At 71.7% G+C, this 23,665-nt stretch carries 28 protein-coding genes; 15 read left to right on the forward strand and 13 right to left on the reverse strand.

Annotated elements, in window-relative coordinates; genetic code table 11:
* Positions 1 to 4 precede the first annotated feature (4 nt).
* Together ACVKXF_RS14170 and ACVKXF_RS14175 are read right to left on the reverse strand one after the other, a co-directional pair.
* The gene (locus ACVKXF_RS14170) at positions 5 to 910 is read right to left on the reverse strand and encodes a hypothetical protein (RefSeq protein ID WP_456796106.1); all 906 of its coding nucleotides are present in this window, start codon (positions 908 to 910) and stop codon (positions 5 to 7) included.
* A complete protein-coding gene (locus ACVKXF_RS14175; RefSeq protein ID WP_148061830.1) occupies positions 910 to 1,377 on the reverse strand; it encodes a hypothetical protein in 468 nt (155 codons plus the stop codon). The genes ACVKXF_RS14170 and ACVKXF_RS14175 overlap by 1 nt, the downstream gene beginning before the upstream one ends.
* Positions 1,378 to 1,497: 120 nt before the next feature.
* Between ACVKXF_RS14175 and ACVKXF_RS14180 the strand changes: the two genes are divergently transcribed.
* Positions 1,498 to 2,481, forward strand: coding sequence for an SRPBCC family protein (locus ACVKXF_RS14180; RefSeq protein ID WP_456796107.1), 984 nt, complete (start codon positions 1,498 to 1,500; stop codon positions 2,479 to 2,481).
* 82 nt (positions 2,482 to 2,563) lie between these two features.
* On the opposite strand, the gene ACVKXF_RS14185 is transcribed toward ACVKXF_RS14180, so the two are convergent.
* From ACVKXF_RS14185 to mvk, 5 genes are read right to left on the reverse strand one after another with little or no spacing between them, the layout of a single operon-like run.
* Positions 2,564 to 3,739 carry a hydroxymethylglutaryl-CoA synthase gene (locus ACVKXF_RS14185; RefSeq protein ID WP_340197074.1) on the reverse strand — a complete coding sequence of 392 codons (1,176 nt, stop codon included), beginning with the start codon at positions 3,737 to 3,739 and terminating at the stop codon, positions 2,564 to 2,566.
* Entirely contained in the window at positions 3,736 to 4,800 is a 1,065-nt protein-coding gene (locus ACVKXF_RS14190; protein ID WP_222658495.1) for a hydroxymethylglutaryl-CoA reductase, read from the reverse strand. The genes ACVKXF_RS14185 and ACVKXF_RS14190 overlap by 4 nt, the downstream gene beginning before the upstream one ends.
* Positions 4,793 to 5,875, reverse strand: a complete 1,083-nt coding sequence (locus ACVKXF_RS14195; protein ID WP_456796108.1) for a phosphomevalonate kinase — start codon at positions 5,873 to 5,875, stop codon at positions 4,793 to 4,795. Before ACVKXF_RS14195 ends, ACVKXF_RS14190 begins: the two co-directional genes overlap by 8 nt.
* Positions 5,872 to 6,882, reverse strand: a complete 1,011-nt coding sequence (mvaD, locus tag ACVKXF_RS14200; protein ID WP_456796109.1) for a diphosphomevalonate decarboxylase — start codon at positions 6,880 to 6,882, stop codon at positions 5,872 to 5,874. Before mvaD ends, ACVKXF_RS14195 begins: the two co-directional genes overlap by 4 nt.
* Positions 6,882 to 7,877: a mevalonate kinase gene (gene mvk / locus ACVKXF_RS14205; protein WP_456796110.1), complete on the reverse strand. Its 996-nt coding sequence runs from the start codon at positions 7,875 to 7,877 to the stop codon at positions 6,882 to 6,884. The genes mvaD and mvk overlap by 1 nt, the downstream gene beginning before the upstream one ends.
* Before the next feature lie 107 nt (positions 7,878 to 7,984).
* Here mvk and ACVKXF_RS14210 point away from each other — a divergent pair, with 107 nt between their 5' ends.
* From ACVKXF_RS14210 to ACVKXF_RS14220, 3 genes are read left to right on the forward strand one after another with little or no spacing between them, the layout of a single operon-like run.
* Positions 7,985 to 8,443: a MarR family winged helix-turn-helix transcriptional regulator gene (locus ACVKXF_RS14210; RefSeq protein WP_456796111.1), complete on the forward strand. Its 459-nt coding sequence runs from the start codon at positions 7,985 to 7,987 to the stop codon at positions 8,441 to 8,443.
* Between the two features lie 21 nt (positions 8,444 to 8,464).
* Positions 8,465 to 8,887 carry an organic hydroperoxide resistance protein gene (locus ACVKXF_RS14215; protein WP_071406102.1) on the forward strand — a complete coding sequence of 141 codons (423 nt, stop codon included), beginning with the start codon at positions 8,465 to 8,467 and terminating at the stop codon, positions 8,885 to 8,887.
* A 24-nt stretch (positions 8,888 to 8,911) separates the two neighbouring features.
* Positions 8,912 to 9,886 carry a zinc-binding dehydrogenase gene (locus tag ACVKXF_RS14220; protein ID WP_111084791.1) on the forward strand — a complete coding sequence of 325 codons (975 nt, stop codon included), beginning with the start codon at positions 8,912 to 8,914 and terminating at the stop codon, positions 9,884 to 9,886.
* A 70-nt stretch (positions 9,887 to 9,956) separates the two neighbouring features.
* Here ACVKXF_RS14220 and ACVKXF_RS14225 read toward each other — a convergent pair whose 3' ends face one another.
* On the reverse strand, positions 9,957 to 11,414 hold the full coding sequence (locus tag ACVKXF_RS14225; RefSeq protein WP_123314274.1) for a sugar porter family MFS transporter: 1,458 nt from the start codon (positions 11,412 to 11,414) through the stop codon (positions 9,957 to 9,959).
* Between the two features lie 158 nt (positions 11,415 to 11,572).
* A complete protein-coding gene (locus ACVKXF_RS14230; RefSeq protein WP_123314275.1) occupies positions 11,573 to 12,109 on the reverse strand; it encodes a hypothetical protein in 537 nt (178 codons plus the stop codon).
* 69 nt (positions 12,110 to 12,178) lie between these two features.
* On the opposite strand from ACVKXF_RS14230, the gene ACVKXF_RS14235 reads away from it, so the two are divergent.
* On the forward strand, positions 12,179 to 13,078 hold the full coding sequence (locus ACVKXF_RS14235; RefSeq protein WP_456796112.1) for a LysM peptidoglycan-binding domain-containing protein: 900 nt from the start codon (positions 12,179 to 12,181) through the stop codon (positions 13,076 to 13,078).
* Positions 13,079 to 13,299: 221 nt separating this feature from the next.
* Here the strand turns inward: ACVKXF_RS14235 and pgi are convergent, their stop codons facing one another.
* From pgi to ACVKXF_RS14255, 4 genes are all read right to left on the reverse strand, one after another.
* Positions 13,300 to 15,021, reverse strand: coding sequence for a glucose-6-phosphate isomerase (gene pgi / locus ACVKXF_RS14240; RefSeq protein ID WP_456796113.1), 1,722 nt, complete (start codon positions 15,019 to 15,021; stop codon positions 13,300 to 13,302).
* Positions 15,022 to 15,188: 167 nt separating this feature from the next.
* Positions 15,189 to 17,429, reverse strand: coding sequence for a heavy metal translocating P-type ATPase (locus ACVKXF_RS14245; RefSeq protein ID WP_456796114.1), 2,241 nt, complete (start codon positions 17,427 to 17,429; stop codon positions 15,189 to 15,191).
* The gene (locus ACVKXF_RS14250; RefSeq protein WP_260233163.1) at positions 17,426 to 17,644 is read right to left on the reverse strand and encodes a heavy-metal-associated domain-containing protein; all 219 of its coding nucleotides are present in this window, start codon (positions 17,642 to 17,644) and stop codon (positions 17,426 to 17,428) included. The genes ACVKXF_RS14245 and ACVKXF_RS14250 overlap by 4 nt, the downstream gene beginning before the upstream one ends.
* A gap of 35 nt (positions 17,645 to 17,679) precedes the next feature.
* On the reverse strand, positions 17,680 to 17,970 hold the full coding sequence (locus ACVKXF_RS14255; RefSeq protein WP_111084793.1) for a metal-sensitive transcriptional regulator: 291 nt from the start codon (positions 17,968 to 17,970) through the stop codon (positions 17,680 to 17,682).
* Between the two features lie 115 nt (positions 17,971 to 18,085).
* Here ACVKXF_RS14255 and ACVKXF_RS14260 point away from each other — a divergent pair, with 115 nt between their 5' ends.
* The 10 genes from ACVKXF_RS14260 to ACVKXF_RS14305 all read left to right on the forward strand — a co-directional run bounded on the left by ACVKXF_RS14260 (position 18,086) and on the right by ACVKXF_RS14305 (position 23,646).
* Entirely contained in the window at positions 18,086 to 19,294 is a 1,209-nt protein-coding gene (locus tag ACVKXF_RS14260) for a helix-turn-helix domain-containing protein (protein WP_456796115.1), read from the forward strand.
* Between the two features lie 162 nt (positions 19,295 to 19,456).
* Positions 19,457 to 19,924, forward strand: a complete 468-nt coding sequence (locus ACVKXF_RS14265) for an Asp23/Gls24 family envelope stress response protein (RefSeq protein ID WP_111084754.1) — start codon at positions 19,457 to 19,459, stop codon at positions 19,922 to 19,924.
* A complete protein-coding gene (locus ACVKXF_RS14270) occupies positions 19,921 to 20,112 on the forward strand; it encodes a DUF2273 domain-containing protein (protein ID WP_123291766.1) in 192 nt (63 codons plus the stop codon). The genes ACVKXF_RS14265 and ACVKXF_RS14270 overlap by 4 nt, the downstream gene beginning before the upstream one ends.
* Entirely contained in the window at positions 20,109 to 20,423 is a 315-nt protein-coding gene (locus tag ACVKXF_RS14275; RefSeq protein WP_123314280.1) for a hypothetical protein, read from the forward strand. The genes ACVKXF_RS14270 and ACVKXF_RS14275 overlap by 4 nt, the downstream gene beginning before the upstream one ends.
* A gap of 9 nt (positions 20,424 to 20,432) precedes the next feature.
* Complete coding sequence (locus tag ACVKXF_RS14280) at positions 20,433 to 21,008, forward strand: DUF6286 domain-containing protein (protein ID WP_456796116.1); 576 nt, start codon at positions 20,433 to 20,435, stop codon at positions 21,006 to 21,008.
* On the forward strand, positions 21,005 to 21,568 hold the full coding sequence (locus ACVKXF_RS14285; RefSeq protein WP_123314282.1) for a hypothetical protein: 564 nt from the start codon (positions 21,005 to 21,007) through the stop codon (positions 21,566 to 21,568). Before ACVKXF_RS14280 ends, ACVKXF_RS14285 begins: the two co-directional genes overlap by 4 nt.
* A 98-nt stretch (positions 21,569 to 21,666) precedes the next feature.
* On the forward strand, positions 21,667 to 21,840 hold the full coding sequence (locus tag ACVKXF_RS14290) for a CsbD family protein (RefSeq protein ID WP_123314283.1): 174 nt from the start codon (positions 21,667 to 21,669) through the stop codon (positions 21,838 to 21,840).
* A 77-nt stretch (positions 21,841 to 21,917) separates the two neighbouring features.
* Positions 21,918 to 23,003 (forward strand): Asp23/Gls24 family envelope stress response protein, encoded by a 1,086-nt coding sequence (locus tag ACVKXF_RS14295; RefSeq protein WP_456796117.1) that lies wholly within the window; start codon positions 21,918 to 21,920, stop codon positions 23,001 to 23,003.
* Complete coding sequence (locus ACVKXF_RS14300) at positions 23,000 to 23,416, forward strand: MFS transporter permease (protein WP_456796118.1); 417 nt, start codon at positions 23,000 to 23,002, stop codon at positions 23,414 to 23,416. The genes ACVKXF_RS14295 and ACVKXF_RS14300 overlap by 4 nt, the downstream gene beginning before the upstream one ends.
* Positions 23,417 to 23,454: 38 nt before the next feature.
* Complete coding sequence (locus ACVKXF_RS14305) at positions 23,455 to 23,646, forward strand: hypothetical protein (RefSeq protein ID WP_123314286.1); 192 nt, start codon at positions 23,455 to 23,457, stop codon at positions 23,644 to 23,646.
* Positions 23,647 to 23,665 lie beyond the last annotated feature (19 nt).

Below are 23,665 nucleotides of genomic sequence, written 5' to 3' on the forward strand. Positions count from 1 at the left end.
CGCATCAGCCTCCGAGACTGCGGGTCAGGGTCAGTTCCGCCGAGCGCACCTGGGCGAGCTCGGCATCGTCCAGGGTGCGGCCCTGCACCTCGGCGTCACGGATCGCGATGACGAGGTCGTAGGTCCGTGCCTGCACGTCGCCGTCCCGTTCGACGGCGCGCACCGCGTGGCGGCGGGCGATGCGCCGGAGCCGGCGGTGGTGCCGACGGCACGTCACGTCGCGCACCCAGCGCCGGAAGGTCAGGGACGCCATCGCGACGACGATGAGGACGATGCCCAGGTAGAACGGCGGGTCGAAGCCCAGGCGGAGTCCGTCACGCACCGCTGCGGGGAACCACCCGAAGTGGTCGGCGGTGAGCGACAGCAGCTCGTCGGTGCTCGCGATGACCACCAGCGACTGCCCGACCCGGAAGACCACGAGCGCGACCGGGTTCCGCAGCACACCGTGCCGGAGCGTGGCAGCCGCGATCGCACCGACGCCCACCATGTAGATCGAACTGTACAACCACATCGCCGGCTGGTGGATCTCGCGCACGATGAAGTGGAAGTCGGTGCCGCCCCGGTCGCGCACGGCGAAGAACGGCACGGCGAAGGCCACGACCACCACGAGCAGTGCCAGCGGACTCGCGAGCAGCGGGCGCTTCGGCAGGTCGGAGGTGCTCGCCCGGAGCATCAGCCAGAAGGCCACGGTGGCGCACACGTTCTGCACGAGGTTGATGAGGTTCGTGCCCCCGAGGGCGCCGTCGAGCACGGTCTGCGGCACGACGCTGCCGAGCGTCAGCAACCCGAGCGCGCCGACCCCGGTGGCGCCCCAGGCGGCACGGCCGCGCGGGTTCCGGAGCACGTAGGGCGTGCGGGCGAGGAAGATCAGCGCCGCGCACCAGAAGGCGGCGGCGTGCAGGACGACCATCAGCCGTAGGCCCGCTCGTCCGCGCCCGCGCTGCCGGCGAGCAGCACGGTCGCGAGCTCGTACGCGAACCGCTCGGCGAAGTGCTCGTCGTCGTCCGAGATGCTCACCAGTCCGGTGTCGCCGTCGAGCGCACGGCGGCACACGTGGCCGCCCGAGGCGAACTCGGCGATGGACGTGGCCGAGGGCGCACCGACGTCGCCGTGCACCAGGTGGCCGAGTTCGTGCAGGACACAGTGCATCCGGTACAGCTCGGGAGCGCCGGCCGGCACCAGGACGAGGTTCTCGTGCTCGAACTGCGACACCAGCGCGGTGAGCGGGCCCCAGCTCGGACCGTCGACGTCGACCACGCGGGTCGTCTTGCCGACGAACCGCCCGACCCCGGCGACGACGTCGGGGAGCCTCGGCGACGGGGGAAGGGTCGCGACGAGGGCTCCGACGGTGTCCGACGCACTCCTGCCCACTGACATCGCCCCTTTCGATCTCCGCGGACAGACTACCTGCACGATCCCCTTGCGCACGAGGTCGCTCGGACGGAGCCTGGGACCAGGACCGAACCCGACGACCGAACCCGACGACCAGGAGCGACGATGCCCACCACGTCCGTCCACACCGATCCCGAGGCCCTCGCGATGACCCTCGTCGCCGAGTCCACGGTGCCGGTCGAGCGCCTCTGGGGCGCCTTCGCCGATCCCCGTCAGCTCGAACGCTTCTGGGGCCCGCCCGGCTTCCCCGCCACCTTCACCTCGTTCGACCTGCGGCCCGGTGGCCGCGCGGACTACCGGATGACGTCGCCGCAGGGCGAGCGGTTCCACGCCGTCTGGCAGGTCACCGAGGTCGACGAGCCGCACCGCATCACCGTCCGTGACCTCTTCACCGACGCCGACGGCACGGTCGACGACTCCCTGCCGACCAGCGAGACGGTCCTGTCCTTCGAGGCCGTCGGCTCCGGGTCGCGCGTGACCGTCCGGTCGTCGTTCGGGTCCGCCGCCGACCTCGAGACCATGATCGACATGGGCATGGTCGACGGGTACGAGCAGGCCTTCGGACAGCTGGACACCGTCCTCGCCGACCTGCGCGAGGACGCCCTCGGCACGGGCACCGTCACCGAGCTGGTCGACGACACCCACGTCCGCATCACGCGGGCGTTCGCGGCGCCGCGCCACCTGCTGTGGCGGGCGCACACCGAACCCGAGCTCGTCCGGCAGTGGCTGCTCGGTCCGGACGGGTGGGAGATGACGGTGTACGAGAACGACCTGACGCCGGGTGGCACGTTCCGGCAGGCGTGGGCGCCGACGGGTGACACCGAGGGGGAACCGTTCGGATTCGAGGGCGAGAACCTCGTCGTGGAGCCGGAGCGCCGGATCGTGTCGACCGAGCGGATGACCGGTGCCCCGTTCCCGCCGAACACGAACGACCTGCAGTTCGACGAGGCCGACGGCGTCACCCTGATGACGCTGCTCGTCACCTACCCCGACCGGGCGCAGCGGGACATGATCCTCGCCACCGGCATGACCGACGGCATGGAGACCAGTTACCAACGTCTGGAACGCGAGGTCCTGTCCGCCACGTGACCTCCCGTCCGTCACGCGGAAGCGACAGATCCCCGCGAACGTTCCGCGGGGATCTGTCGCTTTCGCGGATGGGTCGGACCGGTCAGACCGGCGTGTTCGCCTCGTAGTGGCGCGCGCCGCCGCGCACACCGGCGAACCGGTACGGCCCTGCCGTGACGCGCGGACGCTCGAGGTCGTCGCTCGTCGCGGCGCCGGTCGCGTGCAGCTCGCGGTACGCGTCCACGGTCAGCGGGACGCGGGCGGACAGCAGCTGTCGGACCCGGCCGACGCGACGGTGGTCGCGGTACGACGGCTGCACGATGCCGGTGAGGAGCTCGCCGACGCTGCCGGAACCGTAGCTGAACAGGGCGATGCGCTCCCCCGCCAGGTCCTCGTCGAGGTCGAGCAGTGCTGCGAGCCCGATCCAGAGCGACGCCGTGTACGTGTTGCCGGTCTGCTTGTTGTACGTGAAGCCGACGAACAGCTCCGACTCGTCGAAGGGCACACCCACGTGCTGCGTCAGCTTCCGGTGGGCCTTGAGCGCCATCTTCGTGAACGGCTGGTGGTGGACGAAGCGCACGATGTCCTCGTACGCGGGGCCGCCCTGGTCCGCCAGGTCGTCCCACGCGCCGACGAACGCGTCGACGTAGGCGCTCACGGACAGGCGGCCGTCGACCAGCGCCGTCGACCGGTCGTTCGGGCGCCAGAAGTCGTCGACGTCCGCGGTGAAGACACCGGCGGCCGGCTCGATCTCGATCAGGTCGGGGTCGGCGGACACCAGGATCGCGGCGGCGCCGGCACCCTGCGTGGGCTCGGCGGCGGTGTCGACGTCGTAGCGCGCCACGTCGGCGGCGATCACCAGGACCCGCTCGCCCGGCGCCCGGGCGATGATGCCGAGGGCGAGCTGGACGGCGGCCATCCCGCCGTAGCAGGCCTGCTTCAGCTCGACGACGCGGACGTTCTTCGGCAGGCCGAGCAGGCCGTGCACGAAGACCCCGGCGGCCTTGGACTGGTCGACGCCGGACTCGGTGGCGAACAGCACGGTGCGGATGCCCTCGACGCCGTGGCGGTCGATGACCTCCTTGGCCGCGGCGGCGCCCATCGTGACGATGTCCTCGTCCGGGGCGGGCACGCTGAAGGCGTCCTGGCCGATGCCGACGTGGTACTTCGCCGGGTCGACGCCGAGGCGCTCGGCCAGGTCGTCGAGTTCGAGCACGTGGTGCCCGGTCGCGATGGCGATGTCGTGGATGCCGATGCGCAGTGCGCCGTTCGCCGTCATGCTGCACCTCCGGCGGGCTTCGCGCCGCGTCGCTCCATGGCGACGTGGGCAGCCATCAGCTCACCCGGGTTCGTCTGGGCGGCGAGGAGCGAGAGCTCCCCGCACAGCACCGTGGCGGCGCAGAGCGCGGCGAGACGACGGGCGTTCGCACCGGGCTCGCGGTCCTCACGGCAGCCGAGCCGCACCAGGGCGTCCTCGACGACGGGCAGGTCCCCACCCTTGCCGTTGCCGACCGTGCCGACGATCAGGTGCGGCAGTGAGGTGGCGAAGTACAGGTCGCCGTCGCGGTTCTCGGCACTCGTGATGCCCTGCGAGCCCTCGACGATGTTGGCGGCGTCCTGCCCGGTGGCCAGGTAGAAGCCGAGCAGCATGTTCGCGTAGTGGGCGTTCGCGGAGCGCAGGGCGCCGGCGATGGTCGACCCGATCAGGTTCTTCGCGATGTTCAGTTCGACGATGCGCTCGGTGCTCGACCGCAGGCGCTTCTCGACGACCTCGCCGGGGATCACGATCTCGGCGATGGTGTTGCGGCCACGGCCACGGATGCCGTTCACGGCGGTGGCCTTCTTGTCGGTGCAGAAGTTGCCGGACACGGAGACGTACCGCAGGCCCGGCTGCCACGCCAGGATCGCCGGCAGGAGCTTGTCCGCCGCCTGCGTGACCATGTTGTGGCCGGAGGCGTCGCCCGTGGTGAACGCGAACCGCAGGAACAGCAGGTCGCCGACGATCTCCGGGTGCACCTCGATGAGCTTCGCGAACCGGCTCTGCCCGGCGACCAGCGCCTCGAGTTCGTCCTGTCGCGCCAGGATCTGCCCCGCAGCGACGTGCGCCGCGGCGGCACTGGCCGCGCGGACGACGACCGATCGGGTCATGCGCTCGTCGACGACGGTCGCGACGATGCCGTCGTCGACCATGCGCGAGATCCGGGCGCCACGGCCGACGGACGGCCAGAGCGGCGACTCGTACGTGGCGAGCGGGACCTCGTGCTCGCCCTGGACCGCGTTGCCGCTGATGCGGATCGGTCCGACCCACTTGGTCGGGATCGGCGTGAGCAGGTCACTCATCGAGGGCTCCTTCTGGTGCTCGCACCGCGACGCTGAGGTGTCTGATGTCGTGCGCCTCCCAGGCGCGGTGGATGCCGGCGGGGTCGGTGTCCGCCGGGACGAGCGCGATGCCGCAGTCGCCGCCACCGGCGCCGGACGGCTTCGCCGCCCCGCCGGCCGCTTCGACGACGTCGCACAGGGTCGCGAGGCGTTCGGTCTCGATCTTCGACCCGACCGAGTCGCCGAGACGCTGCATGAGCACCCGGGCACGTCGGAGCGCGTCGAGCGTCTGCTCCGCGTCGCCGGTCTGGAGGCCCGTGGTCAGGTCGTCGACGCAGCTCCGGCTCTCGTCGAGGAACGCCTGGTACCCGCCGTTGCGGTGCCGACGCACCACCCCGACGAGCTTCGTGGTCGAGGCCGGCGAGCCGGTCCAACCGACCAGGAGCTGCAGGTTCTCGGGGGCCGGGAGTCGCTGGACGTCGAACCCCTCCCACGCCTCGGCGTCGGTGAGGATGTCGGACACCCGGCGCTCGTCGACGAACGAGGCGAGGTGGTCGCGGTCCGGGGCGCTGTAGCGCAGCCAGCCGCCGAAGGTGCTCGCTGCCAGGTCGCCGCCCGATGCCCGGGGGTTCACCCGGATGGTGGCGAGCAGGGCGACCTGGAAGCGCTGCCGCTGGGTCAGGCCGATCCCGTAGAAGCGGTCCAGGGCACCGACCGTGGCGACGGTCACCGCCGCGGAGGACCCGAGCCCGAACTTCCGGCCGCTGGCGTCGTCGAGCTGGCTCTCGATGCGCAGGTCGTGGAACCGCGGCGCGATGCCCCGTTCGGCGCGGAGCTTCTCGACGAGGTCGATCGTCGCCATCACGTAGTCGTAGGGGTGGTGCTCGCGGTCGAGGGCGAGGCCGTCCTCGTCCCGCGTCCACGTGAGCGGCAGGTGGCCGTACTCCTCCGAGTGCACGCTGCCCGCACCGTGCGCCTCGGACACACGTGCCGTGATGGCACGGTCGAGGGCGATGAGGACGGACGGCTGGCCGGGCTCGACGACGGCGTACTCGCCGGCGACGAACAGCTTGCCGTGGGCGCGGAACTCGATCACTGCACGGACTCCTTCTGGTCGGGATTGCTCCCCGACTCTTCGGAGCGGAGCACCCGAGCGGCAGGTCCGGTGCCGGACTCGATCACGTCGCCGAACGACGCCAGCGCGGTGGCCACGGCGGAGCGGTCCGCGGGCTGGCAGAGCACGACCACGTTCGGGCCGGCGTCGGCCGTGGCGTAGGCCTCGAGCCCCGCGGCGCGGAGTTCGCCCACGGCGTCGAACACGGCGACGCTGCGCGCGTTGAGGTAGCGGATCGGCGGGAAGGCGCCCTCTATCGTGGCGTGCATGCGCAGCGCGTTGCTCTCGGTGATCTCGCCGATGCGGGTGAAGTCGCCGGCTGCGCAGGCGTCGAGCATGTCGCCGACGGTCTCGGTGGTCGAGGTGACCCACGCCGGGTAGAACGGCGACGTCGCGATGGTGCGGCGCATCGCCTCGCGCGAACCGATGGGCTTCGGGCCGGCGTCGATCGTCACGACCACCATGGCCATCGGCGGTGCCGGGATCGGCTCGGCGAAGGAACCGTGGTCGTCGCCGGCGTGCCAGACGGCGACGCCCCCGGGGATCGACCGGGTCGCCGAACCCGAGCCGCGGCGGGCGAGGCGGGAGAGGTCGCGCGCGGACAGGTCGAGACCGTACGCCGCCGACGCGGCGGTCGCGAGCGCCGCGAACCCCGAGGCGCTCGACGCCAGCCCGGCACCGGTCGGCACGGTGTTCTCGGACACGACGGACGCGCGGGCGTCGCTGCCGGCGAGCTCCCGCACGAGGTCGAGGAACTGCTGCACGCGCACCAGGGCACCGTCCTCGACGACGTGGCCGTTCAGCGTGAAGGCGTCCCGAGCCTCCGCACCGGCACCGGACCCGCCGTCCAGCGTGACGGTCGTGGTCGTCGGGAACACGTCGAGGCCCATGGAGACGCTGCCCGTGGCGGGCAGCGCCAGTTGCGCATCCGCCTTGCCCCAGTACTTGACGAGGGCGATGTTGGGGTGCGCGACGGCGGTGGCGGTCATCAAGCGCGGGCTCCGATCGTGGTGGTCCAGGTGGCTGCGGCACCTGCGCCGCGGAGTGCGGCCGCGATGCGGTCCGCGTGGTCGTCGTCCGCGGCGAGTGCGAGCACGCACCCGCCCCGCCCGCCGCCGGTCAGCTTCGCGCCGAGGGCGTCCGCAGCACGTGCGGCGTCGACGAGCCGGTCCAGGTCGGCACTCGACACGTCGAGTGCGCTGAGCAGGTCGTGCGCGGCGTCCATGGTGACACCGAGCCCCTGTGCGTCGCCAGCCTCGAGTGTCCCCCGCGCCTGCCGTGCGAGTTCGCCGATCCGGTCGATGACGCCGTCGACCGCCGCCGGGTCCTGGTCGTGCCGTTCCCGCACGGCCGCGACGGCCTGCCGGGTGTGGCCGGGGACGCCGGTGTCGGCGACGACGAAGGTGAAGCGTGCCCCGAGCGCGACGGGCTCGATGCGGCCCCCCTCGAACCAGACCGGCACCGCGGCGACGACCCCGCGGGCGTCGAGGCCCGACGGTCGGCCGTGGGCGACGCGCTCGCACTCCTGGATGAGGTCGTGGTGGGTCTCGGCGTCGAGGGTCTCGCCCAGCGCATCCGCGACGGCTGCCGTGACGGCCGCGGCGACCGCTGCGCTCGAGCCCATGCCGCGGGCCGTGGGGACCTCGCTGTCGACCCGGACGTGGAAGTGCCGGTCGGTCACGCCGAAGTGCCGCAGCGTCGCCGTGACGGCGGTGACCGTCGGCATCACGGCCGCGGGTGCGAGGTCGAGCGGGCCGGTGTGCACCGTGGACTCGAGGGTGTGCCCGACGGTCGTGCCGGCGGCTTCGTCCGCCCCGGCGCTGACCGGGCTCACCGTCGCGACGACCCGTGCGTCGAGCACCGGCAGGACGAGAGCGGGTGCGCCGTAGACCACGGCGTGCTCACCGATCAGGATCGTCTTGCCGTGGGACGACGCCGATCCGTTGCCGGGGGTCGTGGTGGTGTCGAGGTGGGTGCTGGTCATCGTGGGTCACGTCAGCCTAACCGTCCGGGCCGTCGGCGTGTTCGTCGTGACCTGAGCATCCGCTGCGATGAGTTGTGCACAACCGGGTTGCGTGACAGGCTGACGCCATGCCCGTGACCGACGAGATGGTGTGCTTCTCCCTCTACGCAGCGAGCCGCGCGACCACGCAGGCGTACCGCACGATGCTCGAGCCCTGGGGCCTGACCTACCCGCAGTACCTGGTGCTCGTCACCCTGTGGGTCGAGGGCGACCAGACCGTCTCGAGCCTCGGGGAACACCTGCAGCTCGACTCCGGCACCCTCTCGCCACTGCTCCGTCGCATGGAGCAGAGCGACCTGGTCCGCCGTGAGCGCCGCAGCGCCGACGAGCGCGTCGTCACCGTGACCGTGGGTGACCGCGGGCGCGAGCTCCGGTCCGAGCTGAGCGGCATCCCCGCACGCATCGCCGCCGGCATGGGCCTGGCCGACGAGCGGGCCGCCGCCGAACTCATCGCGACCCTGCACCGGCTGACCGAGACGATGCACGCCGCGGCGGACGCCCCCGATCGCGCCGTCACGGACCACTGACCCCACGAAGGAAGGAACACCATGGAAACCCTCTACACCGCCGAGGCCCTGGCCACCGGCGAAGGCCGCAACGGCCACGTCGCCACGAGCGACGGCACGGTCGAGTTCGACCTCGCCATCCCGAAGGAGATGGGTGGCTCCGGCAACGGCGCCAACCCCGAGCAGCTGTTCGCCGCCGGCTACGCCGCCTGCTTCCACTCCGCACTGCAGGGCGTCGCCCGCAGCCAGAAGGTGAAGATCACCGACTCGTCCGTCGGCGGTCGCGTGTCGATCGGCCCGAACGGCAACGGCGGCTACCAGCTCGCCGTCATGCTCGAGGTCGTCATCCCCGGCCTGGAGCACGACCAGGCCCAGGCCCTCGCCGACGCAGCCCACCAGGTCTGCCCGTACTCGAACGCGACCCGCGGCAACATCGACGTCACCATCGTCGTCTCGGAGGACTGACCCATGAGCACCACCCCCACCACCATGCGCGCCGTCGTCCACGAGACCTTCGCCGAGCCCGCCGACGTCCTCGAGGTGCAGGAGCGCCCCGTCCCGACGCCCGGCGCCGGCGAGGTCCTCGTCCGCACGGTCCTCTCCCCCATCCACAACCACGACCTGTGGACCGTCCGCGGCACCTACGGCTTCAAGCCCGAGCTGCCCGCAGCGTCCGGCACCGAGGCGCTCGGTGTCGTCGAGGCACTGGGCGAGGGCGTCACGAACCTGACGGTCGGCCAGCGCGTCGCCGGCGGCGCCTTCGGCGTCTGGGCCGAGTACTACACCGCGAACGCCGCCGGACTCGTCCCGGTCCCGGACGCGATGTCCGACGAGGCCGCCGCACAGCTCGTCTCGATGCCGTTCAGCGCGATCAGCCTGCTGCACTCGCTCGACCTGCACGAGGGCGACTGGCTGATCCAGAACGCCGCGAACGGCGCGGTCGGCCGCATGGTCGCCCAGCTCGGTGCAGCCCGCGGCATCAACGTCATCGGCCTGGTGCGTCGCGCCGCCGGTGTCGAGGAGCTGCGCGAGCAGGGCATCGAGCGCATCGTCGCCACCGACGCGGACGACTGGAAGGACCAGGTCGCCGCGATCACCGGAGGCGCTCCGATCGTCGCAGGCGTCGAGTCCGTGGGCGGCAAGGCCGCCGGCGACATCGCATCGGTGCTCGGCGAGAACGCCACCCTCGTCGTCTTCGGCGCGATGGCGTCGCCGACGCTCGAGATCCCGTCGGGCAAGGTCATCTTCGGCCAGCTCACCGTGAAGGGCTTCTGGGGCTCCGTCGTCAGCAAGACGATGCCGGCCGAGACGAAGGGGCAGCTCTTCGGTGAGCTCATCACCCGCGTGCTCGACGGCTCGCTGACGCTCCCCGTCGCCGAGACCTTCGCCTTCGAGCAGGTCCGCGACGCCGTCCGCGCCTCGGACACCGCTGGCCGCGTCGGCAAGGTGCTCCTGCGCCCGTGACGCGAGCACAGGACGGACGGGAGGCCCGGTGCCAGCTGGCACCGGGCCTCCCGTCTGTCCGTCGTTGCGTCTAGCGGCGCGACGCCTTGTCGGGGACGGTGAAGATGTTGCCGGTGGTGACGCCCTCTTCCACTTCCTCGAGGGTGCGACCACGGCTCTCCGGCACGAACTTCCAGATGAAGAGCAGCGCGAGCAGACCGACGATGCCGAATCCGAAGAACGTGCCGGTGATGCCGGTCGCGGCGACGATCGTCGGGAAGTACAGCCCGAGGAACGCGTTCGCGATCCAGAGGCAGAACACCGAGATGCCCATGCCGAGCGCGCGGATCTGCGTCGGGAAGATCTCCGACAGCACCACCCACACGGCGATGTTCAGGAAGGTCTGCATCGAGCCGACGAACGCGACGACGAGGAACAGGATCACCCACGGGCGGGCCGGGTTGCCCTCGGGCAGCGCGACCGAGGCGATGCCGATCAGGAAGTGGCAGACCGTCGTGAGCGAGAACCCGATGATCAGGGTCGTCCGGCGGTTGATCTTCTCCATGTTGTACAGCGCGATGACGCCACCGACCACGGCGATCACGCCGGGGGCGATGTTCGCGATGAGGGCCGCCGACGCCTGGAACCCGGACTCGATGAGGACGGTCTGGCCGTAGTACATGATCGAGTTGATGCCGGTGAGCTGCTGGGCCACGCCGAGCCCGGCACCGATGAGCACGATGCGGATGAGCCACTTGTTCCCGCGCAGCGTCTGCCATCCGCTGACCCGATCGGCCTTCGCCTCGAGGTCGTTGCTCCGCTTGATGTCGTCGAGCTCGGCGGTCGCACGCTCCGTGGTCCGGACCTGCTGCAGGACGGACAGCGCTTCGTCGTACCGCCCCTTCGACGCGAGCCAACGCGGCGACTCCGGCACCCGGAGCATGCCGACGAAGAGTGCGATGGCGGGGAGCGCGCAGACGGCGAGCATGACGCGCCAGACACCGTTGCCCTCACCCCAGAGGTTGCCGATGATGGCGTTGACCACGAACGCGGCGAGCTGCCCGATCACGATCATGAGCTCGTTGCGGCCGGACAACGAACCGCGGATCTCGTACGGGGCGAGTTCGGCGAGGAACACCGGGACGACGGTCGATGCACCACCCACCGCGAGGCCGAGGAGCACGCGGCCGACGACGATCACTCCGAACGTCGGGGCGACGACGCAGATGAGCGTGCCGAGGAAGAACGTCACGGCGAGGGCGATGATCGTCTTGCGGCGGCCCCACCCGTCGGCGATGCGGCCGCCGAGCATGGCGCCGATCGCGGCACCGAACAACAGGGAGCTGGTGACGACGCCCTCGGTGAAGTTCGTGAGACCGAGCTCGGCCTTCATCGGGTTCAGGGCACCGTTGATGACACCGGTGTCGTACCCGAAGAGCAGTCCGCCGAACGTGGCGACCAGGGCCAGGACGCCGAGGCGTCGGCGGTGCGGTCCGGTCCCGATCGGGGGCAGTGCGACAGTCGGGGCTGTCGGCTTGATGTCGACCATTCGGTGACTCCTTCGTCGGTGATCGCGCTTCAGTGCGTGCACCGATGGTAACCCGAATCCATGTCCTGTCAATTGGACATTCTGTCGTCAGGACGATTGGATCGGTCCACATAACACCTGATCAGAACGGGAGCGCTCCAACGCACTCCGAGCCCGCGTCAGGACTCGTCGGGCTCCGGGCTGTCCCCCAGCACATCCCCGAGCGAGGCCATGTCCGCACCGTGGTCCGTGTACCGGCGCACCGTCCGCCGGGCCGCTGCGCTGGCGGCACCGGAGAGCGCCGGGTTGCGTCGCGCGGCATCGGCGACGCGACCCGCGTGCCCCGCGGTCGAGAGCAAGACGTTCGCCAGTGCCCGGGCGTCGCCGCGCTCGGGCACCCCGGTCACGGTCCACGCCGTGCGCACCTGGGCGTCGGGCGTCACACCGCGTCGCGTGCCCATCCGGTGCCAGTCGGACAGCACGCCCTCGGTCCGGGAGGCCGCACGGTCGGCCTCGGCCGCACGCCGGCGTGCGGCGTCGCGCGCGTCGGACTCGCCACTCGTGCCCTCGACCGTGTCGTACCGGTCGGTGAGGCCGTCGGCTCGGCGGCGGACGCTGTCGGCCCGTTCGCGCGCGGCACCGTCGTCACCGCCTTCCTCGGCGATGCGGGCGGCGTGCGCGGCGGCAGCCGCGGCGAGGATCTCCGAACGCTCCATGGCCTCGACCGTAGCCGCTCCGACCGACACCGAGCTGCCACCGGGTTAGCATCGACCTGAGGGGGAATCATGAACCGGATCGGCGCCATCGCTGTCGTCCTGGCCGCGACGGTGGCGGTGTCGGGGTGCTCCCTGCTGCGCGGGCCGGATCCCCTGCCGGCACCCTCGACGCCGTCGACGACCACGACCCCGAGCGACACCCCGTCCGCGACACCCGACGGCGAGTCCGCATCCGACCTGCTCGAGGCCTCGGCGAACCCGCGCACGCCGACCCCGGAGCCGACCGAGTCCGCCGCGCCCGCGCCGACACTCACGCCGATCCCCGCGGGCACCGTCCTCGCGCAGGGGGACGTCGCATCGCCGAAGGGCAGCATCCACTTCCACTTCCGGGTGATCGCGAACGGCGACGACACCTTCACCGCGCAGTACTCCGGCTTCACCTCGACGCTGCCGGTGCCGGTCGGCGTCGGGCTGTTCGACCTGCCGCGTGCGGTCGGCGACGGGCTGACCTACCCCGGCGTCGGCGACCGGGTCCTCGGCGGCCCGACCAGTGCGGCGACCGCGGTGGACGTCCCGCTGAGCGGCTCCGGGGTCGACCCGTCGCACCTCGGCACCCTCGTCGTGTCCTCGGCGGCGGCACCGGGACAGGACGTCCCCGTGGAGATCGCGGCCGGCAAGGTCCTCGCGGTGTCGACCGTGCGGTGGTCGGTGCCCGCACGGCAGACGAACGTGCACCCGAAGGACGCCGGAACCCGTGCGAACGCGGCCGGGGCCGTCGCGGGGACGACCGCCGCCGGGGCTCCGGCGGCGTACACCGTCGCACCGGGCGACCTCATCGGTGACGTCGCCGCGCGGTTCGGCATCACCGTCCGGGACCTCGTGTGGCTGAACGAGGGCGTGCAGGTCTTCGGCCAGGACCAGCACCTGTACGAGGGCACGACCCTCAACCTCGACCCGCTCGGCCGCTGACCACGAGTCTCGGGCATCGTTCCGGTGGTGCGGGGCGGTCTCGCAGTGGGGCCTCTGCGAAAGCGACACATCTCCGATGAACATCGGCGCACATCTGTCGCTTTCGCAGGCCTGACGACAACCCAGGGCACGCAGCTGTCGCTTTGACAGCACGCACGAGACGGACGGGAGGCCCGTGGCGGATCCGCCACGGGCCTCCCGTCTCGCAGGTGGGTGCGTCGCTACTTGCGCAGCTCCAGGTACTTCGCGATGAGCGCCTTGGTCGAGGCGTCCTGCGCGTCGAGCGCGGCCTGGTCGCCCTCGACGGCCGGCGTGACCTGCAGCGCCAGCTGCTTGCCGAGCTCGACGCCCCACTGGTCGAACGAGTCGATGCCCCAGATGGTGCCCTCGGTGAACACGATGTGCTCGTAGAGCGCGATGAGCTGGCCGAGCACGCTCGGGGTGAGCTCCGGCGCCAGGATCGACGTCGTCGGCTTGTTGCCCGGGAACGTGCGCGCCGCGACGATGCCCTCATCGGTGGTGCCCTCGGCGCGGACCTCGTCGGCGCTCTTGCCGAACGCCAGCGCCTTCGTCTGCGCGAAGAAGTTCGCCAGGAACAGCGTGTGCACGTCGGTGCCGGGCGCGACGCCCTTGCCGTCACCGGTCTCGTCCTTGAGCGGACGGGCCGGGTTCGCGACCGTGATGAAGTCGGCCGGGATCAGGCGGGTGCCCTGGTGGATGAGCTGGTAGAACGCGTGCTGGCCGTTCGTGCCGGGCTCGCCCCAGAAGACCTCGCCGGTCTCGGTGGTGACGGGCGAACCGTCCCAGCGGACGCGCTTGCCGTTCGACTCCATGGTGAGCTGCTGCAGGTACGCGGCGAAGCGGTGCAGGTACTGCGTGTACGGCAGGACCGCGTGGCTCTGGGCGCCGAGGAAGTTCGTGTACCAGACGTTGAGCAGGCCCATCAGGACGGGGACGTTCTGCTCGAGCGGCGTGGTGCGGACGTGCTCGTCGATGGCGTGGAACCCGGCGAGGAACTGCTCCCAGTTCTCCTGACCGATCGCGACGATGACGCTCGTGCCGATGGCCGAGTCGACCGAGTAGCGGCCGCCCACCCAGTCCCAGAACCCGAAGGCGTTCTCGGGGTCGATGCCGAAGGCCTCCACCTTGTCGAGGGCGGTGGAGACGGCGACGAAGTGCTTGGCGACGGCGTTCTTCTTCTCGTCGTCGGCGGCGTCGGTCAGGCCGAGCTCTTCCCACAGCCACTGGCGGGCGAGACGAGCGTTGGTCAGGGTCTCGAGCGTGCCGAAGGTCTTCGACGCGACGATGAACAGCGTGGTCTCGGGGTCGAGGTCCGCGGTCTTCTCGTAGATGTCCGCCGGGTCGATGTTCGACACGAAGCGGGCTTCGAGGCCGGGCTGGACGTAGGGCTTGAGCGCCTCGTAGACCATGACCGGGCCGAGGTCCGATCCGCCGATGCCGATGTTGACGACGGTCTCGATGCGCTTGCCGGTGACACCGGTCCACGAGCCGTCGCGCACCTGCGACGCGAAGCCGTAGACCTTGTCGAGCGTGGCGTGCACGTCGGCGTCGACGTCCTGGCCGTCGACGGTCAGCGGGGCCGCCGGGACGAGGCCTTCGGTCGCCTTCGGACGGCGGAGCGCGGTGTGCAGCACGGCGCGGTCCTCGGTGACGTTGATGTGCTCACCGGCGATCATCGCCTGGAAGCGCTCGGCGACGCCGGTGTCCTTCGCCACCTGCAGCAGGGCGGCGAGGATCTCGTCGGTGACGAGGCCCTTCGACAGGTCCACGGTCAGGTCGGCTGCCTGGAACGTGTACTGCTCGGCACGGCCGGGGTCGCTGTCGAACCACCCGCGCAGGTCAGGGGTGAAGTCGGCGGCGATGCCGTCGAGCTTCTTCCAGCCTTCGGTCGATGTGGGGTCGACGGGAGCGGATTCGGTCACTTCGGTCCTCCTGGGATCACGTTCGAGACGTACAGCCCGCAGGTCACCGCACCAGTGCGTCGCGGACCGTCTTCGAGCGTAGTGCCGTCGGCACCGTGGTGCGCACCGCCGGACGGGAGGCGCGGGCTGCGTTCGCTGCGCGCGTCACGTCCGGCGGGTGGTCGGCCTCAGGGCCGGGGTGCGAAACGACGCAGCCGCAGGCTGTTCGTCACGACGAAGACGGACGAGAACGCCATGGCGGCGCCGGCGAGCACCGGGTTGAGCAGCCCCGCCATCGCGAGCGGGATCGCCGCCACGTTGTACGCGAACGCCCAGAACAGGTTGCCCTTGATGATGCCGAGCGTGGCCCGCGACAGCCGGACGGCATCGGCGACGACGGTGAGCCGACCGCTCACGACCGTGATGTCGCTGGCCGCGATCGCCGCGTCGGTGCCGGCGCCCATCGCGATGCCGAGGTCGGCCGCGGCGAGTGCCGCGGCGTCGTTGACACCGTCGCCGACCATGGCGACGCTCCGTCCCCGGGCCTGCATGCCACGGACGGTGTCGAGCTTGCCGGCCGGGGTCGCGCGGGCGTGCACCTCGTCGATGCCGACCTGCGCGGCGACGGCTCGGGCTGCTCCGTCGTTGTCGCCGGTGAGCAGGACGGGGTGGAGGCCGAGGGCCACGAACCGCGCGACGGCGTCGGCCGCCTCGGGCTTCACGGTGTCACCGACGACCACGACGCCCAGCACGCTGCCGTTCCGGGCCACGACGACCGCGGTCCCGCCGTCGGTCTCGGCGGCGGTGATCGCCGCGGTCACCGCGTCGGGGACGGGGATCGCCCACGACGAGGTCAGCCAGCGGGTACCGCCGACGAGGACGACGTCGCCGTCCACGACGGCCTGCACGCCGGCGCCGGGGGTCGACTCGAACTGCTCGGCAGTCGGGACGTCGAGGTGCCGGGCCACTGCCGCACGGACGACCGCACGGGCCACGGGGTGCTCGGACCCGTGTTCGACGGCCGCGGCGAGGCGGAGCACGGCGTCCTCGTCGAGGGCGGCGTCGGCGGAGGTCACCGCGCGCATGGTCATCTCGCCGGTGGTGACGGTGCCGGTCTTGTCGAGCACGATCGTGTCGACGCCACGGGTCTGCTCGAGCACCTGCGGCCCACCGATCAGGATGCCGAGCTGCGATCCACGGCCGGTGCCGACGAGCAGCGCGGTCGGCGTCGCGAGCCCGAGGGCGCACGGGCAGGCGATGATGAGCGTGGCGACGGCTGCGGTGAACGCCGCCGTGACCGAACCGCCGAGCACGAGCCAGCCGACGAACGCCAGCACGGCGAGCGCGATGACGATCGGCACGAAGACGCCGGACACCCGGTCGGCCAGGCGTTGCACGTCGGCCTTGCCGGTCTGCGCGTCCTCGATGAGCCGCCCCATCCGGGCGAGTTCGGTGTCGGCGCCGACGCGGGTGACCTGGACCACGAGCCGGCCGCCGACGTTGATCGTCGCACCGGTCACCCGGTCGCCCGGTCCGACCTCGACGGGGACGGACTCGCCGGTGACCATGCTGCGGTCGACGGCCGACGACCCGTCCTGCACGAGGCCGTCGCTCGGGATCCGCTCCCCCGGCCGCACGACGACGACGTCCCCGACGACGAGGGCCGACGCCGGGACGCGCCGCTCGACGCCGTCCCGCCGCACCGTGGCCTCCTTCGCGCCGAGTTCGAGCAGGGCGCGGAGGGCTGCTCCGGACTGCCGCTTGGCGCGGGCCTCCATGTACCGGCCGGCCAGGATGAACACCGTCACGGCCGCGGCGACCTCGAGGTACAGGTCGGTCGCCTCGGGGTCGGTCGCGATCCACGAGAAGGTCATGTGCATGCCGGTCGTGCCGGCGTCGCCGAAGAAGAGGGCGTACAGGGACCAGCCGAAGGCCGCGAGCACGCCCACGCTCACCAGGGTGTCCATGGTCGCCGCGCCGTGTCGGGCGTTCACCCAGGCCGCACGGTGGAACGGGAGCGCGCCCCACACCGCGACGGGGGCCGCCAGCGTCAGGGCGAGCCACTGCCAGTTCGGGAACTGCAGGACCGGCACCATGGAGAGCACGACGACCGGGACGGCGAGGACCGCGGACACGACGAGTCGACGGCGCAGCGCGGCAGTCGGGTCGTCGGCGTCGGTGTCCGCGTCGGCCGTGGTGTCGGCGGGCGGGGTGGGCACGGTCGCGCCGTACCCGGCGGACTCGACGGCGGCGATGAGGGTCGCGGGGTCGGCGGTGCCGTCGGCCGCGACCTGCACCTGCGCCTTCTCGGTGGCGTAGTTGACGGTGGCGGTGACCCCGGGCAGCTTGCCCAGCTTCCGTTCGATGCGGTTCGCGCACGAGGCGCAGGTCATGCCCGTGATGTCGAGTTCGACGATGCCCTCCGTCACGACGGCACGACCTCGTACCCCGCCTCGGCGACCGCGCCGCGGAGCGCCTCGGGGTCGACGGGTGCGTCCGAGGTGACGGTCACCGACGAGGCACCGCCGGGGACGAGCGCCACGGCGACGTCGGACACCCCCTCGAGTCCGGTGAGTTCCTCGGTCACGCTCATCACGCAGTGTTCGCAGGTCATGCCCTCGACGAGCAGCAGTTCGGTGGTCACGGTGTCTCCTCCTGTGGTTCCGGTGCGGGCGGGGGTCACGAGCGCACGAGCCGGGCGATGGCCTGGCTCGCTTCGCGGACCTTCTCGTCCGCGGCGTCGCCGCCCTCGGCGACGGCCTCGGCGACGCAGTGCTTGAGGTGGTCCTCGAGCAGCGAGAGCGCCACGCGTTCGAGCGCCCGGTTCGCCGCCGAGATCTGGGTGAGGACGTCGATGCAGTACGTCTCGTCCTCGACCATCCGGGCGATGCCGCGCACCTGCCCCTCGGCGCGACGGAGCCGCTTGAGCAGGTCGTCCTTGTCGCCGATGTACCCGACGTGTTCGTGCATGGTGGCCTCCACGGTGCTCAATACGGTACCCCCCTAGGGTATTCCCTCCGAGCGACGGGCGGTGCGCGAACGCGGGTATTCACCTCGGCGCGCGGTCGGTGTCATGATTTCGACCATGACCGATCCGACGACGAACGGCTTCCGCAAGCTGCGGTTCGCCGACGGCGACGGCTCGGACTACTCCGACATCTTCGAGGCGGAGTACCACGGGTCCGGCTTCGCCTCCGAGACGTACGCGACGGACGACACCCGCTACGAGTACACCGTGGTCGGCGACGACGACCTCACGCTGCGGACCATGCGCGCCGAGGGCGGTCGCCGCGGCGGGGTCATCGGGGCTCGGGAGGACCACGTGGTCTTCTGGCTCACCAAGGGTCGGCTCGAGATGCACTTCCCCGACCGCACGCGGGTGGTCGAGCCGGGCAGCCCCTACATCGCCAGCGCGTCCGAGGCGTACCGCTTCGAGTCGGACGGCACGGTCTACAACGGGGTGCACATCGCGGACTCGTTCCTGCGGACCGTCGGGCGCGACCTCGGCTACCGGCTTCCGGACGGCCCGCTGCTGTTCGACCAGCAGGACGAGGTCATCGCCCGCCGCGAACCGCTGCGCCACCTCATCGGGGAGCTCGGCCCGGCACTCGTCGACGACCGCGTGGTCGGTCCGATGCGGACCGCGCTGAACCGCCGGCTGGCGATCGTCGTGCTCGACACCTTCCCGATCCGCAACCGCGGTGACGACGTCCCCGTCGCGAACCGCCTGCGCGACGCCATCCGGTACGTCGAACGGCACGCGGCCGAGCGTCCGGCGGTGTCGGAGATCGCCGCGGCGTGCGGGCTCAGCCAGCGCGGCCTGCAGGACGTGTTCGCCCGCACCCTGGACTCGACGCCGCACCGGTTCCTGCGCGAGCACCGGCTCGACCGGGTCCGGAGCGAGCTCCTGCGTACCGGCGACGACCGATCCCCCAGCGCGGACGGTGTCGCCGTGGTCGCGCGCCGGTGGGGCTTCACCAACCCTGGTCGGTTCGCCACCGCCTACCGCGAGCGGTTCGGCGAGGACCCCGCCGCCACCCGCCGCGCCTCACTGTCCGCACGACCCGACAGCGGCCGGTCCTCGTGGCGCGTCCGCCGTGCCGTCTCCTTCATCGAGCAGCACGCCACCGAGGACCTCTCCCTGCAGGAGATCGCCGACGCCGCCGGAGTCCTGCCGCGACGGCTGCAGCAGCTCTTCCGGGCCGAGCGAGGCGAGTCCCCGATGACGTGCGCCCGGGCGATCCGCGCCGCTGCAGAACGCAACGCGGCGGACGGAACGCGCGAAACCGCCTGAGTGGACGACCAGGGGGTACAGCCACATCCCCGTGTTTCCGCGGATCCCTGGAATTCTCCCGAATCAGGAAAGTCATGTGTGACGAATCTCTGGTGCAGCCCGTCTCATCCGTGAACAGCAACCGCTGGGAACGCCCGGCGGGTCAATCGGAAGGAACGAACCATGGCTGACTCCATCACCACCACCCCGGCCACCACCGCAGCGGCCCGGACCACCTCGCACGCCGGCTCGAACAGCGGCGTCACCGGCAAGACCGTCATCGACGACACCGTCGTGTCGAAGGTCGCCGGCATCGCGGCCCGCGAGGTCAACGGCGTGCACTCCCTCGGTGGCGGCGCCGCCCGTGCGATCGGTGCGCTCCGCGACGCGATCGGCCAGCGCGACTTCGGTCAGGGCGTCAAGGTCGAGGTCGGCGAGAAGCAGGTCGCCGCGGACATCGTCATCGTCGCCGAGTACCCGGTGTCGCTCCAGCAGGTCGCCGACGGCGTCCGCAGCAGCGTCGCCCGTGCCCTCGAGCAGATCGTCGGCATGGAGGTCGCCGAGGTCAACGTCACCGTCCAGGACGTCTTCATCCCGGGTGACGACGACGACAACGACAACGACGAGAAGAAGGAAGCGCGAGTCGCATGAGCAACACACTGATCGGTGCCCTCATCGGCGCCGTCCTCGCAGTCGTCGCACTGCAGTTCGGATTCTGGGGCTTCGTCCTGGTCATCGTCTTCGGTGCGATCGGCGCCCTCGTGGCCGCCCTCGCCACCGGCAAGATCGACCGCGGCGCCCTGACCGACGTGCTCACCGGGCGCCGGAGCTCCCGGTGAACGCCGGCCCGGTCGTCCCGGGCCGCGTCGAGATCACCGCTCGTGCACTGACCTCGCTGGCGCGGGCCGTCGCAGCCGAACGGCTCGGCGCCCCCGCCAAGCGGGTCAGGGTCGGTCTCGGCGACGCGTCCGGTGCGATGTCCCTCGACGTCACCGGCCCGATCGCCGCGGGCGACGACCTCGTCGCCCGCTCGGCCCGGGTCGCCGACGAGGTCAAGAGCCGCGTGAGCGAACTCACCGGCCGACGCGTCGGCAGTGCCCACATCGAACTCACCGGGATCGTGCGCGAGCGCGAGTCCCGAACCCGCTAGGAGACCATCATGAGCAACGGTTCCGTCGAACGACGCATCCGTCGTCGGAGCGTGCACCGCTCCCGCTCGACCGCAGTGGCCGTGGCGCTGGTGGTCCTGGCACTGTTCGCCGCGTGGATCGGCACCGAGTCGGTCCTGCGGGCGATCGGGCGCCCCCCGCTCCTCGCCGACCCGCAGACCGCCGTCGACGCCGCACTGCAGCCCGACGCCGCCTTCGTCACGATCGCCGAGGTCATCGCCGTCGTGCTCGTGGTCCTCGGCGTCGTGCTGATCGTCCTGGCCCTCAAGCCGGGTCGTCAGCACCGCTCGGTCGTCCAGCACGACCGTGGCGCAGTCGTCATCGACACCCGCATCGTCGCCTCGACCGCGGCCAACGCCGCCGGGACGGCAGCGGGGGTCCCCGAGGGCAACGCCTCGGCAACCGCGCGCGGTCGCCGCACCGAGGTGCGGATCGTGCCGGTCACCGGCATCCCGGTCGACGAGCAGGCCGTGCAGGCGGCCGTCCGCGACCGCCTCAGTGGTCTCGACGAACGCTTCGGCCAGAACATCCGCGTCCGCATCGACGAGAAGGGGACCCTCGCATGACCAAGAGCAACCGGACCATGAACCGGATCATCCTCTTCGTCCTCGGCCTCGTCGCCGTCGTCGTCGGTCTCACCATCGGCGCGGGTGTGCTGCCCGCCGTGCAGGACGCGGTCAAGCCCTACGTCGACCTGCCGAGCAACCTGGACGTCCCCGCGTCCTCGCTCTGGATCGTCGCCGTCGCCTGCGCCGTCGTGATCGTGCTCGCCCTCGTCTGGGTGTTCACCCGCGGAGGGGGCGGCACGTCCGTCGCCGTCCGCGAACGCTCGGGTGAGGACGCCGTCACGGTGAACGTCGCCCTCGTCCGCGACGTCGTCGAGCACGAGCTCGCCGGTGTCCGCGACGTCGTCGGCTCCCGCGTCGACACCTACCTGGTGCGCAAGCAGCGTGCCGCTCGCATCCGCGTCGCGGTCCGCCGCGGCGGAGACGCCGTCTCGGTGCTCGACGCCGTCGACCGCGCCGTCGCGGTCCTCGACCGCACGCTCGGTCGCCAGGTGCCCGTCCTGGTCCACCTCACCGGTGGAACCCGTTCGGCGCTCGCGAAGTCGACCCGCGTCCACTGACACCCGTCAGCCGGACGCGACCCCGGGCCTCCCGGCCCACCGAAGACCCACGCAACACCCACCACCGGGCGCACGCCCGACCGATGAAAGGACCCGTCATGGGACTCGACGACAAGATCAAGAACGCTGCACAGGACCTCGCCGGCAAGGCGAAGGAGGCCGTGGGCAAGGCCACGAACGACGACTCCAAGGTCGCCGAGGGCCAGAAGGACCAGGCCTCCGCGAGCGTCAAGCAGACCGGCGAGGACGTCAAGGACGTCTTCAAGAAGTAGGACGCCCGATGCGTGTCGGGGCACTCGCGACGTCGAGTGCCCCGATGCGTCCCCGCGGACCCGAACGAGGAGGAACCATGCAGCACGACCCCCATGCGCACACGCAGGTCACCGAGGTGGCCCTGCCCGCAGAACTGACGGAGCCGCTGCCCGACGACGCGACCCCCGCGATGCTGATCGCGCGGACCGCGGCGGAGACGGCGCTCGGTGTGCCCGGCGTGCACCACCTCGGCGGGACCGTCTCCCGAGCCGCCGACGAACTGCGGAAGCGGCTCGGCCGCTCCGCCGGCACCGCCGGCGTCCAGGTCGACGACGAGGACGGCACCTTCGCGGTGCACGTCTCCGTGATCGTCACCTACCCGCGGAACGTCCGCGAGGTCGCCGACGAGGTGCGCCGACAGGTGACCGCCGCCGCCGGTCAGGTCTCGACCGAGCCGACGACGGTGGACGTCCGCGTCCTCGACGTGCACGGACCGTTCGACGACGAACCCTCGCCCGTCGAGCGTGCCGTCACTGCCGTCGGCGACGCGGTGCAGGACGCCGCGAAGGCGACCAGCGACACCACCAAGCGCGTGGCATCCGCGACCGTCGACGCCACGAAGCAGGCAGCGGACGCCACCGCCGAGGCGACGAAGCGCGCCGCGGACGCCACGGCCGACGTGACGAAGCAGGCTGCGGAGGCCACCGCGGACGCGACCAAGCGTGCAGCCGACGCGACGGTCGACACCGCTCGACGCGCAGCCGACGCCACCGCGGACACGACGAAGCGTGCCGCTGCCGCCAGCGCCGACGCCACGAAGCGTGCCGCCGACGCGACCGCGGACGCAGCGGAGCGGGCCGTCGACGCGACGACCGACACGGCTGGCCGTGTGCACGACGCCGCGTCGGACGCACTCGACCGGGCGTCGGAGGGCGCCCGGGACGCCGCGGACACCGCCCGCGACGCAGCCGACCGCGCACGGACGGCCGCTGCGGCAGACGACACCGCTGCGACCTCCGACCCGGCCGGTGAGACCGCCGCCGACGCAGCGGTGCGTGCCGCCGACTCCGCCGAGGACGCCGCACAGGACGCTGCCGATGCTGCGGCCGACGCCAGTGATGCAGCGCGGGCAGCCGCCCGCGACGCCGACCAGCCGACGACGCCGGCCGCGGACCGCCCGTGACCACCGCCTGGTCCGGCGGTCGTCGGCCCCGCGACCGACGGCCCCGGCCACGCGGCGTGTGGATCGCGGGTGGCATCGGCGTGGTCCTGGTCGCCGGGGTCCTGCTCGGGGCGTTCCTGCCCCTGGTCGGCTTCCTCGGCGGCGTCACGGCAACCACCGCGGGCCTCGTCCCGTTCCCGTTCCTGCGGGTGACGGTCGTCGCGGTGCTCGGCCTGGTCGTCGTGCTGGCGCTCCTCGCGCTGGCCCTCACCCGGCGGCACACCACCACGGCGACGATCGCCGTCGTGCTCGCCGTGCTGGTGAGCATCGCCGTCACGATCGTCCCCGTGGTCCTGGTGGCCGTCGGCTCAGCCGACCGTGCCGGCGACGTGTGGCCCATCGTCACCGAGCTCTGGCAACGCTTCACCGGCTGAACCGCCGGCACCTGCACCACCGACCAAGGAGTCCCACCATGCGCAACCGCATCATCGTCATCGGCCTGATCGTCCTCGTCGGGTTCTGGTTCGGCTCGCGCGCGAACCGTCCGGTGATCAAGACGTCCAAGGGCGAGACCGTCCGCAAGGCGTGGAACGACCCGCACGCCCGCAAGGCCCGCAAGAAGCTGGGCAAGAAGATCGCCAAGGCCGCCAAGCGGCACAGCTGACGACCGGGAGGCCCGGATC

This window comes from Curtobacterium sp. PvP017 (assembly GCF_054060195.1).

What these genes read in the sequence shown, in the direction of transcription:
- ACVKXF_RS14170 (WP_456796106.1), bottom strand. Translation starts at nt 910, where the DNA reads ATGGTCGTCCTGCACGCCGCCGCCTTCTGGTGCGCGGCGCTGATCTTC.
- ACVKXF_RS14175 (WP_148061830.1), bottom strand. Translation starts at nt 1,377, where the DNA reads ATGTCAGTGGGCAGGAGTGCGTCGGACACCGTCGGAGCCCTCGTCGCG.
- ACVKXF_RS14180 (WP_456796107.1), top strand. Translation starts at nt 1,498, where the DNA reads ATGCCCACCACGTCCGTCCACACCGATCCCGAGGCCCTCGCGATGACC.
- ACVKXF_RS14185 (WP_340197074.1), bottom strand. Translation starts at nt 3,739, where the DNA reads ATGACGGCGAACGGCGCACTGCGCATCGGCATCCACGACATCGCCATC.
- ACVKXF_RS14190 (WP_222658495.1), bottom strand. Translation starts at nt 4,800, where the DNA reads ATGAGTGACCTGCTCACGCCGATCCCGACCAAGTGGGTCGGACCGATC.
- mvaD (WP_456796109.1), bottom strand. Translation starts at nt 6,882, where the DNA reads ATGACCGCCACCGCCGTCGCGCACCCCAACATCGCCCTCGTCAAGTAC.
- mvk (WP_456796110.1), bottom strand. Translation starts at nt 7,877, where the DNA reads ATGACCAGCACCCACCTCGACACCACCACGACCCCCGGCAACGGATCG.
- ACVKXF_RS14210 (WP_456796111.1), top strand. Translation starts at nt 7,985, where the DNA reads ATGCCCGTGACCGACGAGATGGTGTGCTTCTCCCTCTACGCAGCGAGC.
- ACVKXF_RS14215 (WP_071406102.1), top strand. Translation starts at nt 8,465, where the DNA reads ATGGAAACCCTCTACACCGCCGAGGCCCTGGCCACCGGCGAAGGCCGC.
- ACVKXF_RS14220 (WP_111084791.1), top strand. Translation starts at nt 8,912, where the DNA reads ATGCGCGCCGTCGTCCACGAGACCTTCGCCGAGCCCGCCGACGTCCTC.
- ACVKXF_RS14225 (WP_123314274.1), bottom strand. Translation starts at nt 11,414, where the DNA reads ATGGTCGACATCAAGCCGACAGCCCCGACTGTCGCACTGCCCCCGATC.
- ACVKXF_RS14230 (WP_123314275.1), bottom strand. Translation starts at nt 12,109, where the DNA reads ATGGAGCGTTCGGAGATCCTCGCCGCGGCTGCCGCCGCGCACGCCGCC.
- ACVKXF_RS14235 (WP_456796112.1), top strand. Translation starts at nt 12,179, where the DNA reads ATGAACCGGATCGGCGCCATCGCTGTCGTCCTGGCCGCGACGGTGGCG.
- ACVKXF_RS14255 (WP_111084793.1), bottom strand. Translation starts at nt 17,970, where the DNA reads ATGCACGAACACGTCGGGTACATCGGCGACAAGGACGACCTGCTCAAG.
- ACVKXF_RS14260 (WP_456796115.1), top strand. Translation starts at nt 18,086, where the DNA reads ATGACCGATCCGACGACGAACGGCTTCCGCAAGCTGCGGTTCGCCGAC.
- ACVKXF_RS14265 (WP_111084754.1), top strand. Translation starts at nt 19,457, where the DNA reads ATGGCTGACTCCATCACCACCACCCCGGCCACCACCGCAGCGGCCCGG.
- ACVKXF_RS14270 (WP_123291766.1), top strand. Translation starts at nt 19,921, where the DNA reads ATGAGCAACACACTGATCGGTGCCCTCATCGGCGCCGTCCTCGCAGTC.
- ACVKXF_RS14280 (WP_456796116.1), top strand. Translation starts at nt 20,433, where the DNA reads ATGAGCAACGGTTCCGTCGAACGACGCATCCGTCGTCGGAGCGTGCAC.
- ACVKXF_RS14285 (WP_123314282.1), top strand. Translation starts at nt 21,005, where the DNA reads ATGACCAAGAGCAACCGGACCATGAACCGGATCATCCTCTTCGTCCTC.
- ACVKXF_RS14290 (WP_123314283.1), top strand. Translation starts at nt 21,667, where the DNA reads ATGGGACTCGACGACAAGATCAAGAACGCTGCACAGGACCTCGCCGGC.
- ACVKXF_RS14295 (WP_456796117.1), top strand. Translation starts at nt 21,918, where the DNA reads ATGCAGCACGACCCCCATGCGCACACGCAGGTCACCGAGGTGGCCCTG.
- ACVKXF_RS14305 (WP_123314286.1), top strand. Translation starts at nt 23,455, where the DNA reads ATGCGCAACCGCATCATCGTCATCGGCCTGATCGTCCTCGTCGGGTTC.